The following is a 14359-nucleotide window of genomic DNA, read 5'->3' on the forward strand; positions in this document are numbered from 1 at the left end:
GCAAATTCTGAAACAAGGGCAACCATCAACAGTGCCTGTGTGGCGTTTCATGGCATTTCAGGACATGGCCGCCCCACAGTCCTTGCAAAACCTGGCGTTGGCGTCGTGACCCTTGCTGCCGCAGGCGGCGCACGTGCGTTCGGAACGCGCCGGGCCTGCGTGCTCGGCACGGTGGCGCAGCGTCATCTCCGCCGTCACGATCCCGGTCGGCACCGCGAGGATGCCCCAGCCCAGCAGCATCATGAACGACGCGATCGCCTTGCCCAGGTTCGTGTGCGGCGTGATGTCGCCATAGCCCACCGTCGTCATCGTCACGGTCGCCCAGTACATCGCGACGGGAATGCTCGTGTAGCCGTTCTTCGGCCCCTCGACGACGTACATGATCGTGCCCAGGATCAGGATCGCCATCAGCACGACGGACAGGAACACGAGGATCTTGCGCCGGCTCGCGGCGAGCGCCTCGCCCAGGCGCGTGTATTCCTCGATGTACAACGTGAGCTTGAAGATGCGGAAGACGCGCAAGAGGCGCAGGATGCGGATGTCGAGCAGCAGTTCCGTGCCCGGCATCAGCAGCGAGAAATACGACGGCAGGACGGCCAGCAGGTCGATGACGCCGTAGAACCCGGTCGCATACCGCCACGGCCGCTGCACGCAGGCGATGCGCGCCGCGTACTCCACCGTGAACAGCGCCGTGAAACCCCATTCGAACGCGTTCAGCAGGTCGGCGTGGTCGCGGTGCAGCCGCGGCACGCTGTCCAGCACGACGACGAGGATGCTCAGGAGGATCGCGACGACGAGCGCGACGTCGAAGCGCCGGCCGGCCGGCGTGTCGGCCTCGAAGATGACGTCGTACATGCGCCGCCGCCACCCGGCCGGCGGCTTGCCGTACTCGACGGGCGATTGCGGCACATACTGTGGCGCGTCGTCGTCCGGCATCATGATGCGGTGGGCGGCCCTTTCAGCTCGATCGTATTGCCTTCGGGGTCTTGCAGGTAGATCGACGGCCCCTCGCCCTCGGCGCCGAAGCGCGACGCGGCCGGGCCCGTCTCGATGCCGTGCGCGGCCAGGTGCGTGCGGATCGCGGCCTCGTCGAACGGCTCGACGCGGAAGCAGAAGTGATCGACGTTGCGCCCTTCCTTGCCGGGCGCCGCGCCGCCCGCGGCACCGAGCTTGCCGGCGATGGGGATCAGGTCGACCATCGAGCTGCCGGCGCGCAGCTGCACGAGGCCGATCTCGTCCTGGCGCCGCACTTCGCGGCAGCCCAGCACGTCGCCGTAGAAGGCCTGCATGCGCGCGAGGTCGACGACGCGCAGCACGATGTGGTCGATCTCGCGGATCGAGATGGCAGCTTGCATGGCGTCAGTCCGCATGGCGTTCCACCCACGTCGCGAAGCATTCCATGAATTGCTGGAGGAAGGTCTTCAGCCCTTCGTCCTTCAGCGTATCGCCGTCGAACTTGCCCGCGACGCCGCCGATGTACGCCTCGGGCGACTGCATGCACGGCATGTTGAGGAACACGAGGCACTGGCGGATGGCGTGGTTGGCGCCGAAGCCGCCCAGCGCGCCCGGCGAATTCGACACGACGGCACACGGCTTTCCGGTCCACGCGGCCTCGCCGTACGGGCGCGACCCCACGTCGATGGCGTTCTTCAGGACACCCGGCAGCGAACGGTTGTATTCCGGCGTGCAGAACAGGACGCCGTCGGCCTCGCGGATGCGGCCGCGGAATTCGGTCCAGGTCACGGGCGGCGTCTCGGTCTCGTCATCCTGGTTGTACATCGGCAGCTGGGAGATGTCGACGATCTCCAGTTCCAGCGTGGGCGGCGCCACCAGCATCAGGCTCTTCGCGAGCTTGCGGGTGAACGACTCCTTGCGCAGGCTGCCGACGAGCACTGCAATCTTCCTAGTTGCCATGACGGTCCTTTCGGTCGTGAAGGGGCTTGCGGAGACCTGAGTGTAACGATTTTCCGTCCGGTCCGTGCGCGCTGCTCAGATGCGCCGGCGGCGGTACTCGTCGAGGAAGTTGCGTACCTCGCGCGGCGTCATCACCCGCACCGGGTCGCCATGCCACGCGTACAGGAATGGCGGCCCGCCCGCGCGGTCCGTCAGCTTGGCGCGGATGAGGAAGCGCGTGCCGGCCGGATAGCGGTCGGGGTCGGCCAACGCGCGCGCGCACTGCACGCGCATCGACGTCGCGTACGCCTGCCCGGCCATCGGCTTGATGCGCAGCCGGCCCGTGCGCGGGTCCGCCACGGATTCGACGGCCACGTCGCGGTAGGCCCACGGGTCGCGCGCCACGGGCGTCAAGCCGCGGCGGCCGCGCGGTGCGGCGCGGCTTCGCGGATCGGCACGTTGACGACGGCAGCCGCCAGCGCGAGCGCGATGTCCGCGTACCACATCCACGTGTAGTCGCCGAAGCGCACGAACGCGAGGCCGCCCAGCCACGCGCCGAAGAAGCCGCCGATCTGGTGCGACAGCAACGTCAGGCCGAACAAGGTGGCGAGATAGCGCGTGCCGAACAGCTTGCCGACGAGGCCCGCCGTCGGCGGCACCGTCGCGAGCCACGAGAAGCCGAGCGCGGCGGCGAACAGGTAGAACGTCCATGCCGTCTTCGGCGCCAGCAGGTAGAGGGCGATGATGACGGCGCGGCTGCCGTACGTGACCGCGAGCAGCCATTTCATGCGGTAGCGCTGCGCGAGCGCGCCTGCGGTCAGCGACCCGGCGATGTTGAAGAGGCCGATGAGGCCCAGCGCCGTCGCCGACACGCCCGCCGGCAGGCCGCACAGCGCCACTTCACCCGGCAGGTGCGTGACGAGGAAGGCGATGTGGAAGCCGCACGTGAAAAAGCCCGCGTGCAGGCACAGGTAGCTGCGGTCGCGCATCGCGATGCGCACCTGACGCCCCAGCGAAAGATCGGCAGAAAGCGCACCATGGCCGACCGTCGCGTGCGCCTGCGGCTTGCCGCGCAGCGGCCACGACAGCGGGATCGTGAGCAAGGTGGTCGCCGCGAGCGCGAACATCGCGGTGACCCAGCCGGCGGTGGCGATGAGGAACTGGACGAGCGGCGCGAACACGAATTGCCCGAACGAGCCGCCCGCGTTGATGAAGCCGGACGCGAACGCGCGCCGCTCGGGCGGCAGGCGCTGCGCGGTGGCGCCGATGAGGATCGAGAAGCTGCCCGCGCCCGCACCGCTCGCGGACAGGATGCCGAGCGTGACGAGCAGGCCCATCTGCGTCGAGACGAATGGCGTTGCCGCCAGGCCGACGGCCAGCAGCACGGCGCCGAGTACGATCACGGGCACGGAGCCGTATTTGTCGGCGACGGCACCGAACAGCGGCTGCGACGCGCCCCACATGAACTGGCCGACGGCCAGCGCGAAGCTGATCGACGCGATGCCGAGGCCCGTCGCCGTGTTCAGCGGCGACAGGAACAGGCCCGTCGTGAGGCGCGCGGCCATCGTGATCATCAGGATGGCGCTGGCGGCCAGGATCAGGCCCCAGCCTGCGCGCGGTGGCGTCGTGGTCGTCATGTCGTCCCCGTTTTTATTGTCAGACCGACGATGTTACAACGGAAACGACGGACGCGTCGGTGAGCGGCCGGCGCCCACCGGACGGCGGATCAGCCCACAGCTCGGATCAGCAACGCCGTCGCCTGCGCTGCCATGCCTTCCTCGCGGCCGAGGAAGCCGAGCTTTTCGTTCGTCTTGGCCTTGATGTTCACCTGCTGCGGCGACACACCGAGATCTTCGGCGATGCGCGACACCATCTGCGGGATGTGCGGCGCCATCTTCGGCTGCTGGGCGATGATCGTCGCGTCCACGTTGCCGATCGTGTAGCCGGTGCCGAGCACGCGGTTCGCGGCCTCGCGCAACAGCACGCGCGAATCGGCGCCGGCGAACATCGGGTCGGTGTCGGGGAAGTGCTTGCCGATGTCGCCCAGGCCGGCGGCGCCCAGCAGCGCGTCGATGACGGCGTGCAGCAGCACGTCGGCGTCCGAGTGGCCGAGCAGGCCCAGGCGGTGCGGGATGGTGACGCCGCCCACGATCAGCTTGCGGCCCTCGACGAGGACGTGGCAGTCATAGCCGGTACCGATGCGGAACGGTGGAGTCGGGTTGTACGATGCGAGAGCCATGATGTTCTTTACACGAGTTCAGGTTGGGACACTGCCAGGTACATCTCGGCGATCCGGATATCGTCCGGCAGCGTCACTTTGAGATTGCGGGGATGCCCTTCCACCAATTTAGGGCTCAAACCGAGGGCTTCAACCGCACTGGCATCATCGGTAATCGATTCGGGGTCGGTCGCGGCCGCCAACGCATCGCGCAGCAGTGCGTAGCGGAACATTTGCGGCGTCTGCGCGAGCCACAGGCCGCTGCGCGGCACCGTCCCGCACGCTTCGCCGTCGATGCAGCGCTTGACCGTGTCGACGACGGGCAGCGCCAGCAGGCCGCCGGCCGGATGGTCGCCCGTGCCCGCGATGAGCTTTTCGATCAGTCCGGCCGTCAGGCCCGGACGGGCCGCGTCGTGCACGAGCACCCAGTCGGTCGGCGCCAACGTGCTGGCCAGCACAGCCAGGCCGTTGCGCACGGATTCCATGCGGCTGGCGCCGCCGCAGCGCAAGACCGTCACGCCGTGGTTGGGCGCGACCGTGTCGATAGTCGGGTCGTCCGGGCTCACGACGACGAAGGTATGGGCGATGAGTTCGCTGGACAGGAATGCGTCGAGCGTATGCCTGAGCATCGGCTTGCCGCCGATCTTGAGGTATTGCTTGGGGCTCGTGGCCCCCATCCGGGCGCCGACGCCGGCAGCGGGAATCAGCGCGAAATAACGTGGAGCTTGGGTCATTGTCTTTTGTTTCTACGATCGGGAACGTCTTGTCGATCCAATAAGAGACTGTACCTCACCTTGGCAAACTTTGCTCAGACGCGCGTATTCCCGCGGACTGTCGATGGCGGCCTGCATCTGTTCGACGCGCCCCATCTCGCCCCTAATGTACGGCATCCAGTTGCGGTCGATGTCGCGCTGGAGCAGCAAGCGCGATGCGCCGGCGCGCGCATACAACGGTCTGCCCGCGAAGCGCCTGCCGAGCCGGGCCTGCACGCGCTCTTCCACTTTCGGCAGATAGTCCAGATAGGACTTGAGGTGGCGCATTTCGTGCGCAAGTATCGCGTCGTACGCGCACGAGCCCGGCTTGAATTCGCGGCTGACGTACACGACGATCGGCTGGTAGTACAAGGTGACGGCGATGCGCGGCAGCACGCATTCCATCGTGCCGTCCGGTGATTGCAGCAACGTGCCGTCGGCCTGGATCGCCACGCGTGATTCCGTGCGCGTGAGGCCCAGCACGAACCCGCCTGCTACGGCCGGCCGCTTCATCCGCGTGAGGTCGCGGTACGACAGCGTGTTGTCGACACGCCAGCCGCTCGAGCGCGTGGCGAACGTCGTGACGGCCTCGTGCGCCGCATCCATGCAGCGCGACTCGAACGCCGTGCGCGCCGCGGCCGGACCCGCCCAGGCCGCGAGCGCCACGCCGAACATGGCCGCGCAAACGCGTCCGGGCGCAGCGGCCACTTACTCGGGCTTCCAGGTCCCGGCGGCGATCTTCTCCAGCCAGAACGCGCCGATGACGGTCTTGACGTCCGTGACATCGCCCCGCTTGACCATCTCGAGCAGCTCGGGAAGGGTCGCCGTGAACGTCTCGAGGAACTCACCGTCGTCCAGCTTCGCATCGCCGGCCGTCAGGCCGCGCGCGAGGAACAGGTCGAGGTGCTCGTCGGAATAGGCGATGGCATTGTGGATCGTGCAGACGAAGTGCCAGTCGGTGGCCGTGTAGCCCGTCTCTTCCTCCAGTTCGCGCTTGGCGCAGGCGAGCGACGCCTCGCCCGGGTCGATCTTCCCGGCCGGGAATTCGATGAACACCTGGTCGTTCGGGTAGCGGAACTGGCGTTCGAGCAGGACGCGGCCGTCGTCGAACAGCGCGAGGATCACGACCGCGCCGGGATGGCGGATGAATTCGCGTTGCGTGATCTTGCCGTCGGGGAGTTTCACGCGGTCGCGCGAGACTTTGAGGAAGTGGCCGTCGTAGGCGAGCTCGCCGTCGACTTTGATTTCTTTGAGGTGGGCGTCCATGGAAGGCTCCGGTACATCGTTATTCAACGCACCGGCGCCATGGACGACGGTGCTCAGCCGTGGCGCTTGCGCAGGTAACGTAAGACGAAACCGGGAAAGGCCAGCACGACGAACAGACAGGCGGTGATCGCGTAGAACTCCCAGGTCTGGGGAAACGCGTTACCGATGCGGGACTCGAGGGCGTGGGCCAGCGCGCCGACGACGAAGTATAAGACAATCAGCTCGAGCAGGCGCACGACGAAGTATTTCGCGTGCTTGCCGTTACGTGCCGGCTCCATGGGAATGAAGCCGAGCACGTTCTCGTTGACGAACGGCAGGTTGGCGAACGCGAGTGCAACCGCGATCACCAACCAGCTGGCCAGGGAGACGTCCACCGAGGCCTTACGACTTCAAGGTGAGGGTCATCGCCGACAGGCAGGCCGCCAGCAGCGGGCCCGGCAGCACGCCCAGGATCACGACGAGGATGCCGTTCAGCGACAGCACGACCCGCATGTCGAGCGGCGTCGCGATCGGCGTCGCGTCGGCCGCCTCGTCGAACCACATCACTTTCACGACACGCAGGTAGTAGAACGCACCCACCAGCGACGCGGCCACGGCGATGATCGCCAGCGGCAGGTGGCCGGAGCGGACGACGGCATCCAGCACGGCCCACTTGGCCATGAAGCCCATCATCGGCGGCACGCCGGCCAGCGAGAACATCAGCGCGGTCATCACGAGCGCGTACCACGGGCTGCGCTTGGCCAGGCCCTTGAAGTCGGCCATCTCTTCCGCTTCATGACCCGAGCGGGCCAGCAGCATGATGGTGCCGAAGCTGCCCAGCGTCGTCAGCACGTAGGTGATCGTATAGTACATCGACGCGCTGTACGCGGTGGCGATGTTCGCGGCATTCGCGGCATCGCGCGTGCCGACGACGCCGGCCATCATGCCCAGCAAGACGAAGCCCAGCTGTGCGATGGTCGAGTACGCCAGCATGCGCTTCAGGTTGGTCTGCGCGATCGCGGTCAGGTTACCGACCAGCAGCGACAGCACGGCCAGCGCCAGCAGCATCTGCTGCCAGTCGATCGCCAGCGGCAGCAGGCCTTCGACGAGGATGCGGATCATCATCGCGAACGAGGCCAGCTTCGGCGCGGCGCCCAGCAGCAAGGTGACGGCCGTCGGCGAGCCCTGGTACACGTCCGGGACCCACATGTGGAACGGCACGGCGCCCAGCTTGAAGGCCATGCCGGCCACGACGAACACGAGGCCGAACACGAGGATCGTGTGGTTGGCGGCGTTGCTCGACACCACCTTGGCGATCGTCGAGATGTCCAGCGAGCCGGTGGCGCCGTAGATCATCGAGATACCGTACAGCATGAAGCCCGATGCCAGCGAACCGAGGATGAAGTATTTCATCGCCGCCTCGGTCGAGATCGCGTGGTCGCGGCGCATTGCCACCAGCGCGTACAGCGACAGCGACATCAGTTCCAGGCCCAGGTAGATCGGCAGCATGTTGTTACCAGAGATCATGATCATCTGGCCCAGCATCGTGAACAGCGCGAGCACGTAGAACTCGCCGCCCATATTGCCGGACATCATGCCGCGCTCGCCCGTGTACTGGCGCGAGTACACGAGCGTGACGCCCACGGCCAGGTAGGTGAACAGCTTCAGCAGGTTCGCCATCGGGTCCGACACGAACATGTTGTAGAACGTGTAGGTCGTCGTGCCGGCCTTGAAGTCGGCGTAGGTGATCACTGCGCAGCCCACCAGGGTGAGCAGCGACAGTGCGTAGGTCAGCGTACGCTTGCCTTCCTTCTGGAACATGTCGATCAGAAGGATGGCGCAGGACGCGATGACCAGGAAGATTTCTGCAGAGACCGGCCCCAGGTTGTTGGCGGCCAGCACGGCTTGGGTGTTAATCATCGGATTCATATCGTTGTTGATGCCCTATCGTGTCAGTGCGCGGCGACAGCAGCGACCGCCTGCGGCAGCTTGCTGACCGACACGTGCTGCAGCAGGTCCGCGACGGACACTTGCATCGTGTCGGTGAACGGCGCCGGATACAGGCCCATGTAGATCGTCAGCAGGGCGAGCACGCCCAGCATGAAGAACTCGCGGCCGTTCAGGTCGACGAGCTCGGCCACGTGCTTGTTGCCGATCTTGCCGAACACGACGCGCTTGACCATCCACAGCGAGTACGCCGCTCCCAGGATCAGGGCGGTGGCGGCCAGGAGGCCCGTCCAGAAGTTGAACTGCACGGCGCCCAGGATGACCATGAACTCGCCCACGAAGCCCGACGTGGCCGGCAGGCCGCAGTTGGCCATCGCGAACAGCACGGAGAACGCGGCGAACTTCGGCATCACGTTGACGACGCCACCGTAGTCGGCGATCTGGCGCGAGTGCAGGCGGTCGTACAGCACGCCGATGCACAGGAACATGGCGCCGGAGACGAAGCCGTGCGAGATCATCTGCACGATGCCGCCCTGCACACCGATCGTGTTGAAGATGAAGAAGCCCAGCGTGACGAAACCCATGTGGGCGATCGACGAGTACGCGACCAGTTTCTTCATGTCGGCCTGCACCATCGCGACGAGACCGATGTAGATGACGGCGATCAGCGACAGGACGATGATCAGCGGGGCCAGGTAGTGGCTAGCGTCAGGCGCGATCGGCAGCGAGAAACGGAGGAAACCGTAGCCGCCGAGCTTCAGCATGATCGCGGCCAGCACGACGGAGCCGCCGGTCGGCGCTTCCACGTGGGCGTCCGGCAGCCACGTGTGCACCGGCCACATCGGGACTTTCACGCCGAAGGCCATCAGGAACGCCAGGAAGATCAGGACCTGTTCCTTCATCGACAGCGGCACGTTATGCCACGCGAGGATGTCGAAGCTGCCGTTCGATTTGTTGTACAGGTAGATGATCGCGATCAGCGTCAGCAGCGAACCCATGAACGTGTACAGGAAGAACTTGAACGACGCGTACACGCGATTCGGGCCGCCGAACACGCCGATGATGATAAACATCGGGATCAACGTGGCTTCGAAGAAGAAGTAGAACAGCAGGCCGTCCAGCGCGACGAACACGCCGATCATCAGGCCCGACAGCAGCAGGAACGAACCCATGTACTGGGCCACGCGTTCCTGGATCACTTGCCAGGCGGAGATCACCACGATAATGGTGATGAGCGCCGTCAGCGGCACGAACCACAGGGAGAGGCCGTCGATGCCCAGGTAGTACTGGATGTTGAAGCGCGAGATCCAGGCGGCCTTCTCCACGAATTGCGGGCCGTGGGCCGTGTTGCTGAACTGTGTCATCAGCGGGATCGTCGGCAGGAAGCTGATGATCGAACCCGCCAGCGCCAGCAGCCGGGTGAAGCCCGCGCGGCTGTCGCGGCCGACGGCCAGGATGATCACGCCGCACAGGATCGGCAACCAGACCGACAGGCTCAGGTACGGAGGAAAGGTAGAAATCGTAGACTGCATCTTGTTTTTCTCTCTTTTAAGCGCGCCAGAACGGGAAGAAGTACAGCAGCGTACCCAGCACGCCCAGGATCATCACGAACGCATAGTGGTAGATGTAACCAGTCTGGAACGTACGGACGATGGTCGAGAACCAGCCCACGACCTTCGCGGAACCGTTGACGAGGCCGTCGATCAGCGCGCGATCGCCCACTTGCCACAGGCCCTTGCCCAGCAGGCGGGCGCCGCCGGCGAAGACGATCTCGTTGAACTTGTCCATGTAGTACTTGTTGTCCAGCAGCGTGTGGATCGGACGCAGCGCCTTGTAGAAGGCGGCCGGCACGCGCGGATTGATCATGTAGCAGTAGAACGCGGCGACGACGCCGGCCAGGGCCAGGATGAACGGCAGCGACGTGAACGCGTGGATACCCATCGCGGCGGCGCCGTGGAACTCGTGCGCCAGTTCTTCCATCGCCGGGTGGCGTTCCGCGTCGATGTAGATGACGTTCTTGAAGAAGTCGCCGTACAGCATCGGCTTGACCGCAAAGTAGCCGATGATGACGGACGGGATCGCCAGCAGGATCAGCGGCAGCGTGACGACCCACGGCGACTCGTGCGGCTTCTGGCCCGGGGCCAGGCCGTGGTGGCCGTGGTCGTCCTCGTCCTCTTCGTGATGGGCAGTGGCCTCGTGCAATGCGGTCGGATCCTTGCCTTCGCCGAGTTCGGCGTGGTGGTCGTCGTGCGCGTGATGGTGGTCATGCGCATGCGCCTTGCCGAAGTTTTCCGGGCCGTGGAAGACACGGAAGTACATGCGGAACGAGTAGAACGCGGTCACGAATACGCCGATGATGACGGCCCAGTAGGCGAAACCTGCACCTGCCATGCCATGCTCGCGGGCGGCGGCGACGGCTTCGATGATCGAATCCTTCGAGTAGAAACCGGCGAAGAACGGCGTACCGATCAGCGCCAGCGAACCCACCAGCGACGTGAGCCACGTGACCGGCATGTACTTGCGCAGGCCGCCCATGTTGCGCATGTCCTGGTCGTGGTGCATGCCGATGATGACGGAACCGGCACCGAGGAACAGCAGCGCCTTGAAGAACGCGTGCGTCATCAGGTGGAACACGGCGACGTTGTACGCCGACACGCCCAGCGCCACCGTCATATAGCCCAGCTGCGACAAGGTGGAATACGCGACGACGCGCTTGATGTCGTTCTGGATGATGCCCAGGAAGCCCATGAACAGCGCGGTGATCGAGCCGATGACGACGACGAACGACAGCGCCGTGTCCGACAGCTCGAACAGCGGCGACATGCGCGTCACCATGAAGATGCCGGCGGTAACCATCGTCGCGGCGTGGATCAGTGCCGAGATCGGGGTCGGGCCTTCCATCGAGTCGGGCAGCCACACGTGCAGCGGGAACTGCGCCGACTTGCCCATCGCGCCGATGAACAGGCAGATGCAGGCAGCCGTCAGCAGCGGCCAGCCGAGGCCGGGCACGTGCATCGCGGCCAGTTGCGTCGACTTGGCGAACGTCTCGTCGTAGTTCATCGTGCCGGTCGCGGCCAGCAGCAGGCCGATGCCGAGGATGAAGCCGAAGTCGCCGACGCGGTTCACGAGGAACGCCTTCATGTTCGCGAAGATCGCGGTCGGACGCGTGTACCAGAAGCCGATCAGCAGGTACGAGACCAGGCCCACCGCTTCCCAGCCGAAGAACAGCTGCAGGAAGTTGTTGGACATGACCAGCATCAGCATCGAGAACGTGAACAGCGAGATGTACGAGAAGAAGCGGTTGTAGCCGTCGTCTTCCGCCATGTAGCCGATCGTGTAGATGTGGACCATCAGCGACACGGACGTGACGACGCACATCATCATCGCGGACAGTGCGTCGATCTTGAAGCCGACCGTCATCTTCATGGTGCCGATCGTCATCCACGTGTAGACGTCGCCGTTGTAGGTCGCACCGCCGATGACGTCGTTCAGCGTCATGATCGAGATGACCATGGCAATGAAGACGCCCAGGATGGTCGCGGAGTGCGACACGACCCGGCCGACGACGTTGCCGAAGAACTTGGTGCCGAGCAGGCCGGCGATCGCCGAGCCCGCGAGCGGCGCCAGAGGCACCGCCAGCAAGAGATTAGGGTTAATTTGCCCCGCCATTTTGAACCTTTGTCGTATTTATCAGGAGGTTGACAGACAAACCGCTTAGCCCTTCAGGCTGTCGAGGTCTTCCACGTTGATCGTGTCCAGGTTACGGAACAGGACCACCAGGATCGCCAGGCCGATCGCCGATTCGGCGGCCGCGACAGTCAGGATGAAGAACACGAAGATCTGCCCTGCCGCGTCGCCCAGATAATGCGAGAACGCCACAAAGTTCAGGTTCACCGCCAGCAGCATCAGTTCGATGGCCATCAGCAGGATGATGATGTTCTTCCGGTTCAGGAAAATGCCGATCACGGAAATCGCGAACAGGATCGCGCCCAGGATCAGGTAGTGAGCGAGCGACAACGTCATTGCGCCTCCTTGTTTGCATTGGCGGCAGCAGCGGCGGCAGCGATAGCCGCATCGTCGATCGCCTTCTGGTTCACCGTCTGCATCTTGACGATCTTCAGACGGTCGTTACGCTTGACGCGGACGGCGAGGCCCGGGTCGATGGCTTTGGTGTCCTTGCGCTTGCGCAGGGTCAGCGCGACGGCGGCGATGATGGCGACCAAGAGGATCAGGCCGGCGATCTCGAAACCGTAGATGTACTGGGTGTAGATCAGGCGGCCCAGTTCATGCGTGCCGCCGATGTGGCCCACGGCCGACTCGGCCGGCGCATCGCCCTGGCCCAGGAAGCCGCGCCACAGCACGGCGGCCATTTCCAGCACGATCAGCGCGCCCACGCCCGACGCCACGGGGAGGTAGCCCCAGAAGCCTTCGCGCATGCGGTCGATGTTAATGTCGAGCATCATCACGACGAACAGGAACAGCACCATCACGGCGCCGACGTAGACCAGTACCAGCACGATGGCCAGGAACTCGGCCTTGAGCAGCATCCAGATACCGGCAGCGTTGAAGAACGCGAGCACCAGGAACAGCGCGGCGTGCACCGGGTTCTTGGCGGTAATGACGCGCAAGCCGGCCAGCACCATCACGGCCGCGAACACGTAGAACAGAACGGTTGTGAAATTGAAATCCATGACTTTACGCAGGAGCCCTTTTGTTATTAGCGGTACTTGGCATCGGCTTCGCGTGCGGCGGCGATGTCGTTCTCGTAGCGATCGCCCACGGCCAGCAGCATTTCCTTGGTGTAGTACAGGTCGCCGCGTTTTTCGCCGTGGTATTCCAGCACTTGCGTCTCGACGATCGAGTCGACCGGGCACGATTCTTCGCAGAAGCCGCAGAAGATGCACTTGGTCAGGTCGATGTCGTAGCGCGTCGTGCGGCGGGTGCCGTCTTCGCGCTGCGCCGATTCGATCGTGATGGCCATCGCCGGGCACACGGCTTCGCACAGCTTGCACGCGATGCAGCGCTCTTCCCCGTTCGGGTAGCGGCGCAGCGCATGCAGGCCGCGAAAGCGCGGCGAGATGGGGGTCTTCTCTTCCGGGTACTGGACCGTGATCTTGCGCGAGAACGCGTACTTGCCGGTCAGGGCCAGACCTTTAATCAGCTCGGACAGCATCAGGCTGCCGAGGATCTCTTTAACTCGTGTCATTTTGTGTGCTTCCTTACTTCCAGATATTCCACGGCGTCTGCATCCAGCCGGCGACCAGCACCAGCCAGATCAGGGTCAGCGGAATGAACACTTTCCAGCCGAGACGCATGATCTGGTCATAGCGGTAGCGCGGGAACGTGCCGCGGACCCAGATGAACAGCGAGACGATCAGGAACATCTTCGCGAACAGCCAGAAGAAGCCGCCGAAACCGCCGCCGAATTCGAGGAACGAGAACGGTGCGGACCAGCCGCCCAGGAACATGATCGATGCCAGGGTGGCGACGAGGATCATGTTGGCGTACTCGGCGAGCATGAACATCGCGTACGACATGCCCGAGTACTCGACCATGTGGCCCGCCACGATCTCCGATTCGCCTTCGACCACGTCGAACGGGTGGCGGTTGCATTCCGCCAGGCCGGACGTGATGTAGATGACGAACAGCGGCAGCAGCGGCAGCCAGTTCCACGACAGGAGGTTGATGCCGTGGTCGACGGCCCAGCCCCGGGTCTGCGCGCCGACGATGTCGGAGAAGTTCAGCGAGCCCGACACCATCAGCACGACGACCATCACGAAGCCCATCGGGATTTCGTACGAGATCATCTGCGCCGAGGCGCGCATCGCACCCATGAACGAGTACTTCGAGTTCGCGGACCAGCCCGCGATGATGATGCCGTACACCTCCATCGACGTGATCGCGAGCAGCAGCAGCAGGCCGGCGTTCACGTTGGCGAGTGCCGCTTGCGGGCCGAACGGGATGACGGACCAGGCGGCCAGTGCCGGCATGATGGTCATCAGCGGGCCGATGACGAACAGGCTCGGCGTGGCTTTCGCCGGGATCACGATTTCCTTCAGCAGCAGCTTCAGGGCATCGGAGATCGGCTGCAGCAGGCCGCCGGGGCCTACGCGGTTCGGGCCGATACGGATGTGGATCCAGCCGATCAGCTTGCGCTCCCACAGCACGAGATAGGCCACGAGGCCCATCAGCGGCAGCAGGACGACGACGATTTTCAGCAGCGTCCACACGAGCGGCCATGCCGTCGCGCCGAGCAGGCTCGCGCCGCTGCTGTTCAGGTTGTTGATCATGTCAGGTACCGACA

General features: G+C 64.7%; 17 protein-coding genes. All 17 read right to left on the bottom strand.

Going from position 1 to position 14359, the window contains the following annotated elements; genetic code table 11:
• Nucleotides 1-57: 57 nt before the first annotated feature.
• On the bottom strand, nucleotides 58-939 hold the full coding sequence (locus NX784_RS08470; protein WP_307735928.1) for an ion transporter: 882 nt from the start codon (nucleotides 937-939) through the stop codon (nucleotides 58-60).
• Entirely contained in the window at nucleotides 936-1355 is a 420-nt protein-coding gene (locus NX784_RS08475) for a VOC family protein (RefSeq protein ID WP_258816225.1), read from the bottom strand. Before NX784_RS08475 ends, NX784_RS08470 begins: the two co-directional genes overlap by 4 nt.
• Before the next feature lie 4 nt (nucleotides 1356-1359).
• Complete coding sequence (locus NX784_RS08480) at nucleotides 1360-1914, bottom strand: NADPH-dependent FMN reductase (RefSeq protein WP_258816226.1); 555 nt, start codon at nucleotides 1912-1914, stop codon at nucleotides 1360-1362.
• A 75-nt stretch (nucleotides 1915-1989) separates the two neighbouring features.
• Nucleotides 1990-2298 carry a hypothetical protein gene (locus NX784_RS08485; protein WP_258816489.1) on the bottom strand — a complete coding sequence of 103 codons (309 nt, stop codon included), beginning with the start codon at nucleotides 2296-2298 and terminating at the stop codon, nucleotides 1990-1992.
• Between the two features lie 5 nt (nucleotides 2299-2303).
• Nucleotides 2304-3530, bottom strand: coding sequence for an MFS transporter (locus NX784_RS08490; RefSeq protein ID WP_258816227.1), 1227 nt, complete (start codon nucleotides 3528-3530; stop codon nucleotides 2304-2306).
• An 89-nt stretch (nucleotides 3531-3619) separates the two neighbouring features.
• Nucleotides 3620-4132 carry a 2-C-methyl-D-erythritol 2,4-cyclodiphosphate synthase gene (gene ispF / locus NX784_RS08495; protein WP_258816228.1) on the bottom strand — a complete coding sequence of 171 codons (513 nt, stop codon included), beginning with the start codon at nucleotides 4130-4132 and terminating at the stop codon, nucleotides 3620-3622.
• 8 nt (nucleotides 4133-4140) lie between these two features.
• Nucleotides 4141-4845 (bottom strand): 2-C-methyl-D-erythritol 4-phosphate cytidylyltransferase, encoded by a 705-nt coding sequence (ispD, locus tag NX784_RS08500; RefSeq protein ID WP_258816229.1) that lies wholly within the window; start codon nucleotides 4843-4845, stop codon nucleotides 4141-4143.
• 12 nt (nucleotides 4846-4857) lie between these two features.
• Complete coding sequence (locus tag NX784_RS08505) at nucleotides 4858-5571, bottom strand: hypothetical protein (protein WP_258816230.1); 714 nt, start codon at nucleotides 5569-5571, stop codon at nucleotides 4858-4860.
• Nucleotides 5572-6129, bottom strand: coding sequence for an NUDIX domain-containing protein (locus tag NX784_RS08510; protein ID WP_258816231.1), 558 nt, complete (start codon nucleotides 6127-6129; stop codon nucleotides 5572-5574).
• 53 nt (nucleotides 6130-6182) lie between these two features.
• The gene (locus NX784_RS08515) at nucleotides 6183-6503 is read right to left on the bottom strand and encodes a DUF2818 family protein (protein WP_258816232.1); all 321 of its coding nucleotides are present in this window, start codon (nucleotides 6501-6503) and stop codon (nucleotides 6183-6185) included.
• Between the two features lie 7 nt (nucleotides 6504-6510).
• Nucleotides 6511-8037, bottom strand: a complete 1527-nt coding sequence (nuoN, locus tag NX784_RS08520) for an NADH-quinone oxidoreductase subunit NuoN (RefSeq protein ID WP_258816233.1) — start codon at nucleotides 8035-8037, stop codon at nucleotides 6511-6513.
• Nucleotides 8038-8060: 23 nt separating this feature from the next.
• Nucleotides 8061-9587, bottom strand: a complete 1527-nt coding sequence (locus tag NX784_RS08525; protein WP_258816234.1) for an NADH-quinone oxidoreductase subunit M — start codon at nucleotides 9585-9587, stop codon at nucleotides 8061-8063.
• 16 nt (nucleotides 9588-9603) lie between these two features.
• A complete protein-coding gene (nuoL, locus tag NX784_RS08530; protein WP_258816235.1) occupies nucleotides 9604-11724 on the bottom strand; it encodes an NADH-quinone oxidoreductase subunit L in 2121 nt (706 codons plus the stop codon).
• A 45-nt stretch (nucleotides 11725-11769) separates the two neighbouring features.
• A complete protein-coding gene (gene nuoK, locus NX784_RS08535; protein WP_029757428.1) occupies nucleotides 11770-12078 on the bottom strand; it encodes an NADH-quinone oxidoreductase subunit NuoK in 309 nt (102 codons plus the stop codon).
• Nucleotides 12075-12746 carry an NADH-quinone oxidoreductase subunit J gene (locus NX784_RS08540; RefSeq protein ID WP_258816236.1) on the bottom strand — a complete coding sequence of 224 codons (672 nt, stop codon included), beginning with the start codon at nucleotides 12744-12746 and terminating at the stop codon, nucleotides 12075-12077. Before NX784_RS08540 ends, nuoK begins: the two co-directional genes overlap by 4 nt.
• Nucleotides 12747-12772: 26 nt before the next feature.
• A complete protein-coding gene (gene nuoI / locus NX784_RS08545; RefSeq protein WP_029757430.1) occupies nucleotides 12773-13261 on the bottom strand; it encodes an NADH-quinone oxidoreductase subunit NuoI in 489 nt (162 codons plus the stop codon).
• A gap of 13 nt (nucleotides 13262-13274) precedes the next feature.
• The gene (gene nuoH, locus NX784_RS08550; RefSeq protein WP_370662920.1) at nucleotides 13275-14345 is read right to left on the bottom strand and encodes an NADH-quinone oxidoreductase subunit NuoH; all 1071 of its coding nucleotides are present in this window, start codon (nucleotides 14343-14345) and stop codon (nucleotides 13275-13277) included.
• Nucleotides 14346-14359: the final 14 nt, after the last annotated feature.

It is taken from the genome of Massilia pinisoli (assembly GCF_024753285.1).
In the GTDB taxonomy this organism is placed as follows: Bacteria; Pseudomonadota; Gammaproteobacteria; order Burkholderiales; family Burkholderiaceae_D; genus Telluria; species Telluria pinisoli.

What these genes read in the sequence shown, in the direction of transcription:
- NX784_RS08475 (WP_258816225.1), bottom strand. Translation starts at nt 1,355, where the DNA reads ATGCAAGCTGCCATCTCGATCCGCGAGATCGACCACATCGTGCTGCGC.
- NX784_RS08540 (WP_258816236.1), bottom strand. Translation starts at nt 12,746, where the DNA reads ATGGATTTCAATTTCACAACCGTTCTGTTCTACGTGTTCGCGGCCGTG.
- nuoL (WP_258816235.1), bottom strand. Translation starts at nt 11,724, where the DNA reads ATGGCGGGGCAAATTAACCCTAATCTCTTGCTGGCGGTGCCTCTGGCG.
- NX784_RS08510 (WP_258816231.1), bottom strand. Translation starts at nt 6,129, where the DNA reads ATGGACGCCCACCTCAAAGAAATCAAAGTCGACGGCGAGCTCGCCTAC.
- NX784_RS08525 (WP_258816234.1), bottom strand. Translation starts at nt 9,587, where the DNA reads ATGCAGTCTACGATTTCTACCTTTCCTCCGTACCTGAGCCTGTCGGTC.
- ispD (WP_258816229.1), bottom strand. Translation starts at nt 4,845, where the DNA reads ATGACCCAAGCTCCACGTTATTTCGCGCTGATTCCCGCTGCCGGCGTC.
- NX784_RS08490 (WP_258816227.1), bottom strand. Translation starts at nt 3,530, where the DNA reads ATGACGACCACGACGCCACCGCGCGCAGGCTGGGGCCTGATCCTGGCC.
- ispF (WP_258816228.1), bottom strand. Translation starts at nt 4,132, where the DNA reads ATGGCTCTCGCATCGTACAACCCGACTCCACCGTTCCGCATCGGTACC.
- NX784_RS08470 (WP_307735928.1), bottom strand. Translation starts at nt 939, where the DNA reads ATGATGCCGGACGACGACGCGCCACAGTATGTGCCGCAATCGCCCGTC.
- NX784_RS08480 (WP_258816226.1), bottom strand. Translation starts at nt 1,914, where the DNA reads ATGGCAACTAGGAAGATTGCAGTGCTCGTCGGCAGCCTGCGCAAGGAG.
- nuoI (WP_029757430.1), bottom strand. Translation starts at nt 13,261, where the DNA reads ATGACACGAGTTAAAGAGATCCTCGGCAGCCTGATGCTGTCCGAGCTG.
- nuoN (WP_258816233.1), bottom strand. Translation starts at nt 8,037, where the DNA reads ATGAATCCGATGATTAACACCCAAGCCGTGCTGGCCGCCAACAACCTG.
- nuoK (WP_029757428.1), bottom strand. Translation starts at nt 12,078, where the DNA reads ATGACGTTGTCGCTCGCTCACTACCTGATCCTGGGCGCGATCCTGTTC.
- nuoH (WP_370662920.1), bottom strand. Translation starts at nt 14,345, where the DNA reads ATGATCAACAACCTGAACAGCAGCGGCGCGAGCCTGCTCGGCGCGACG.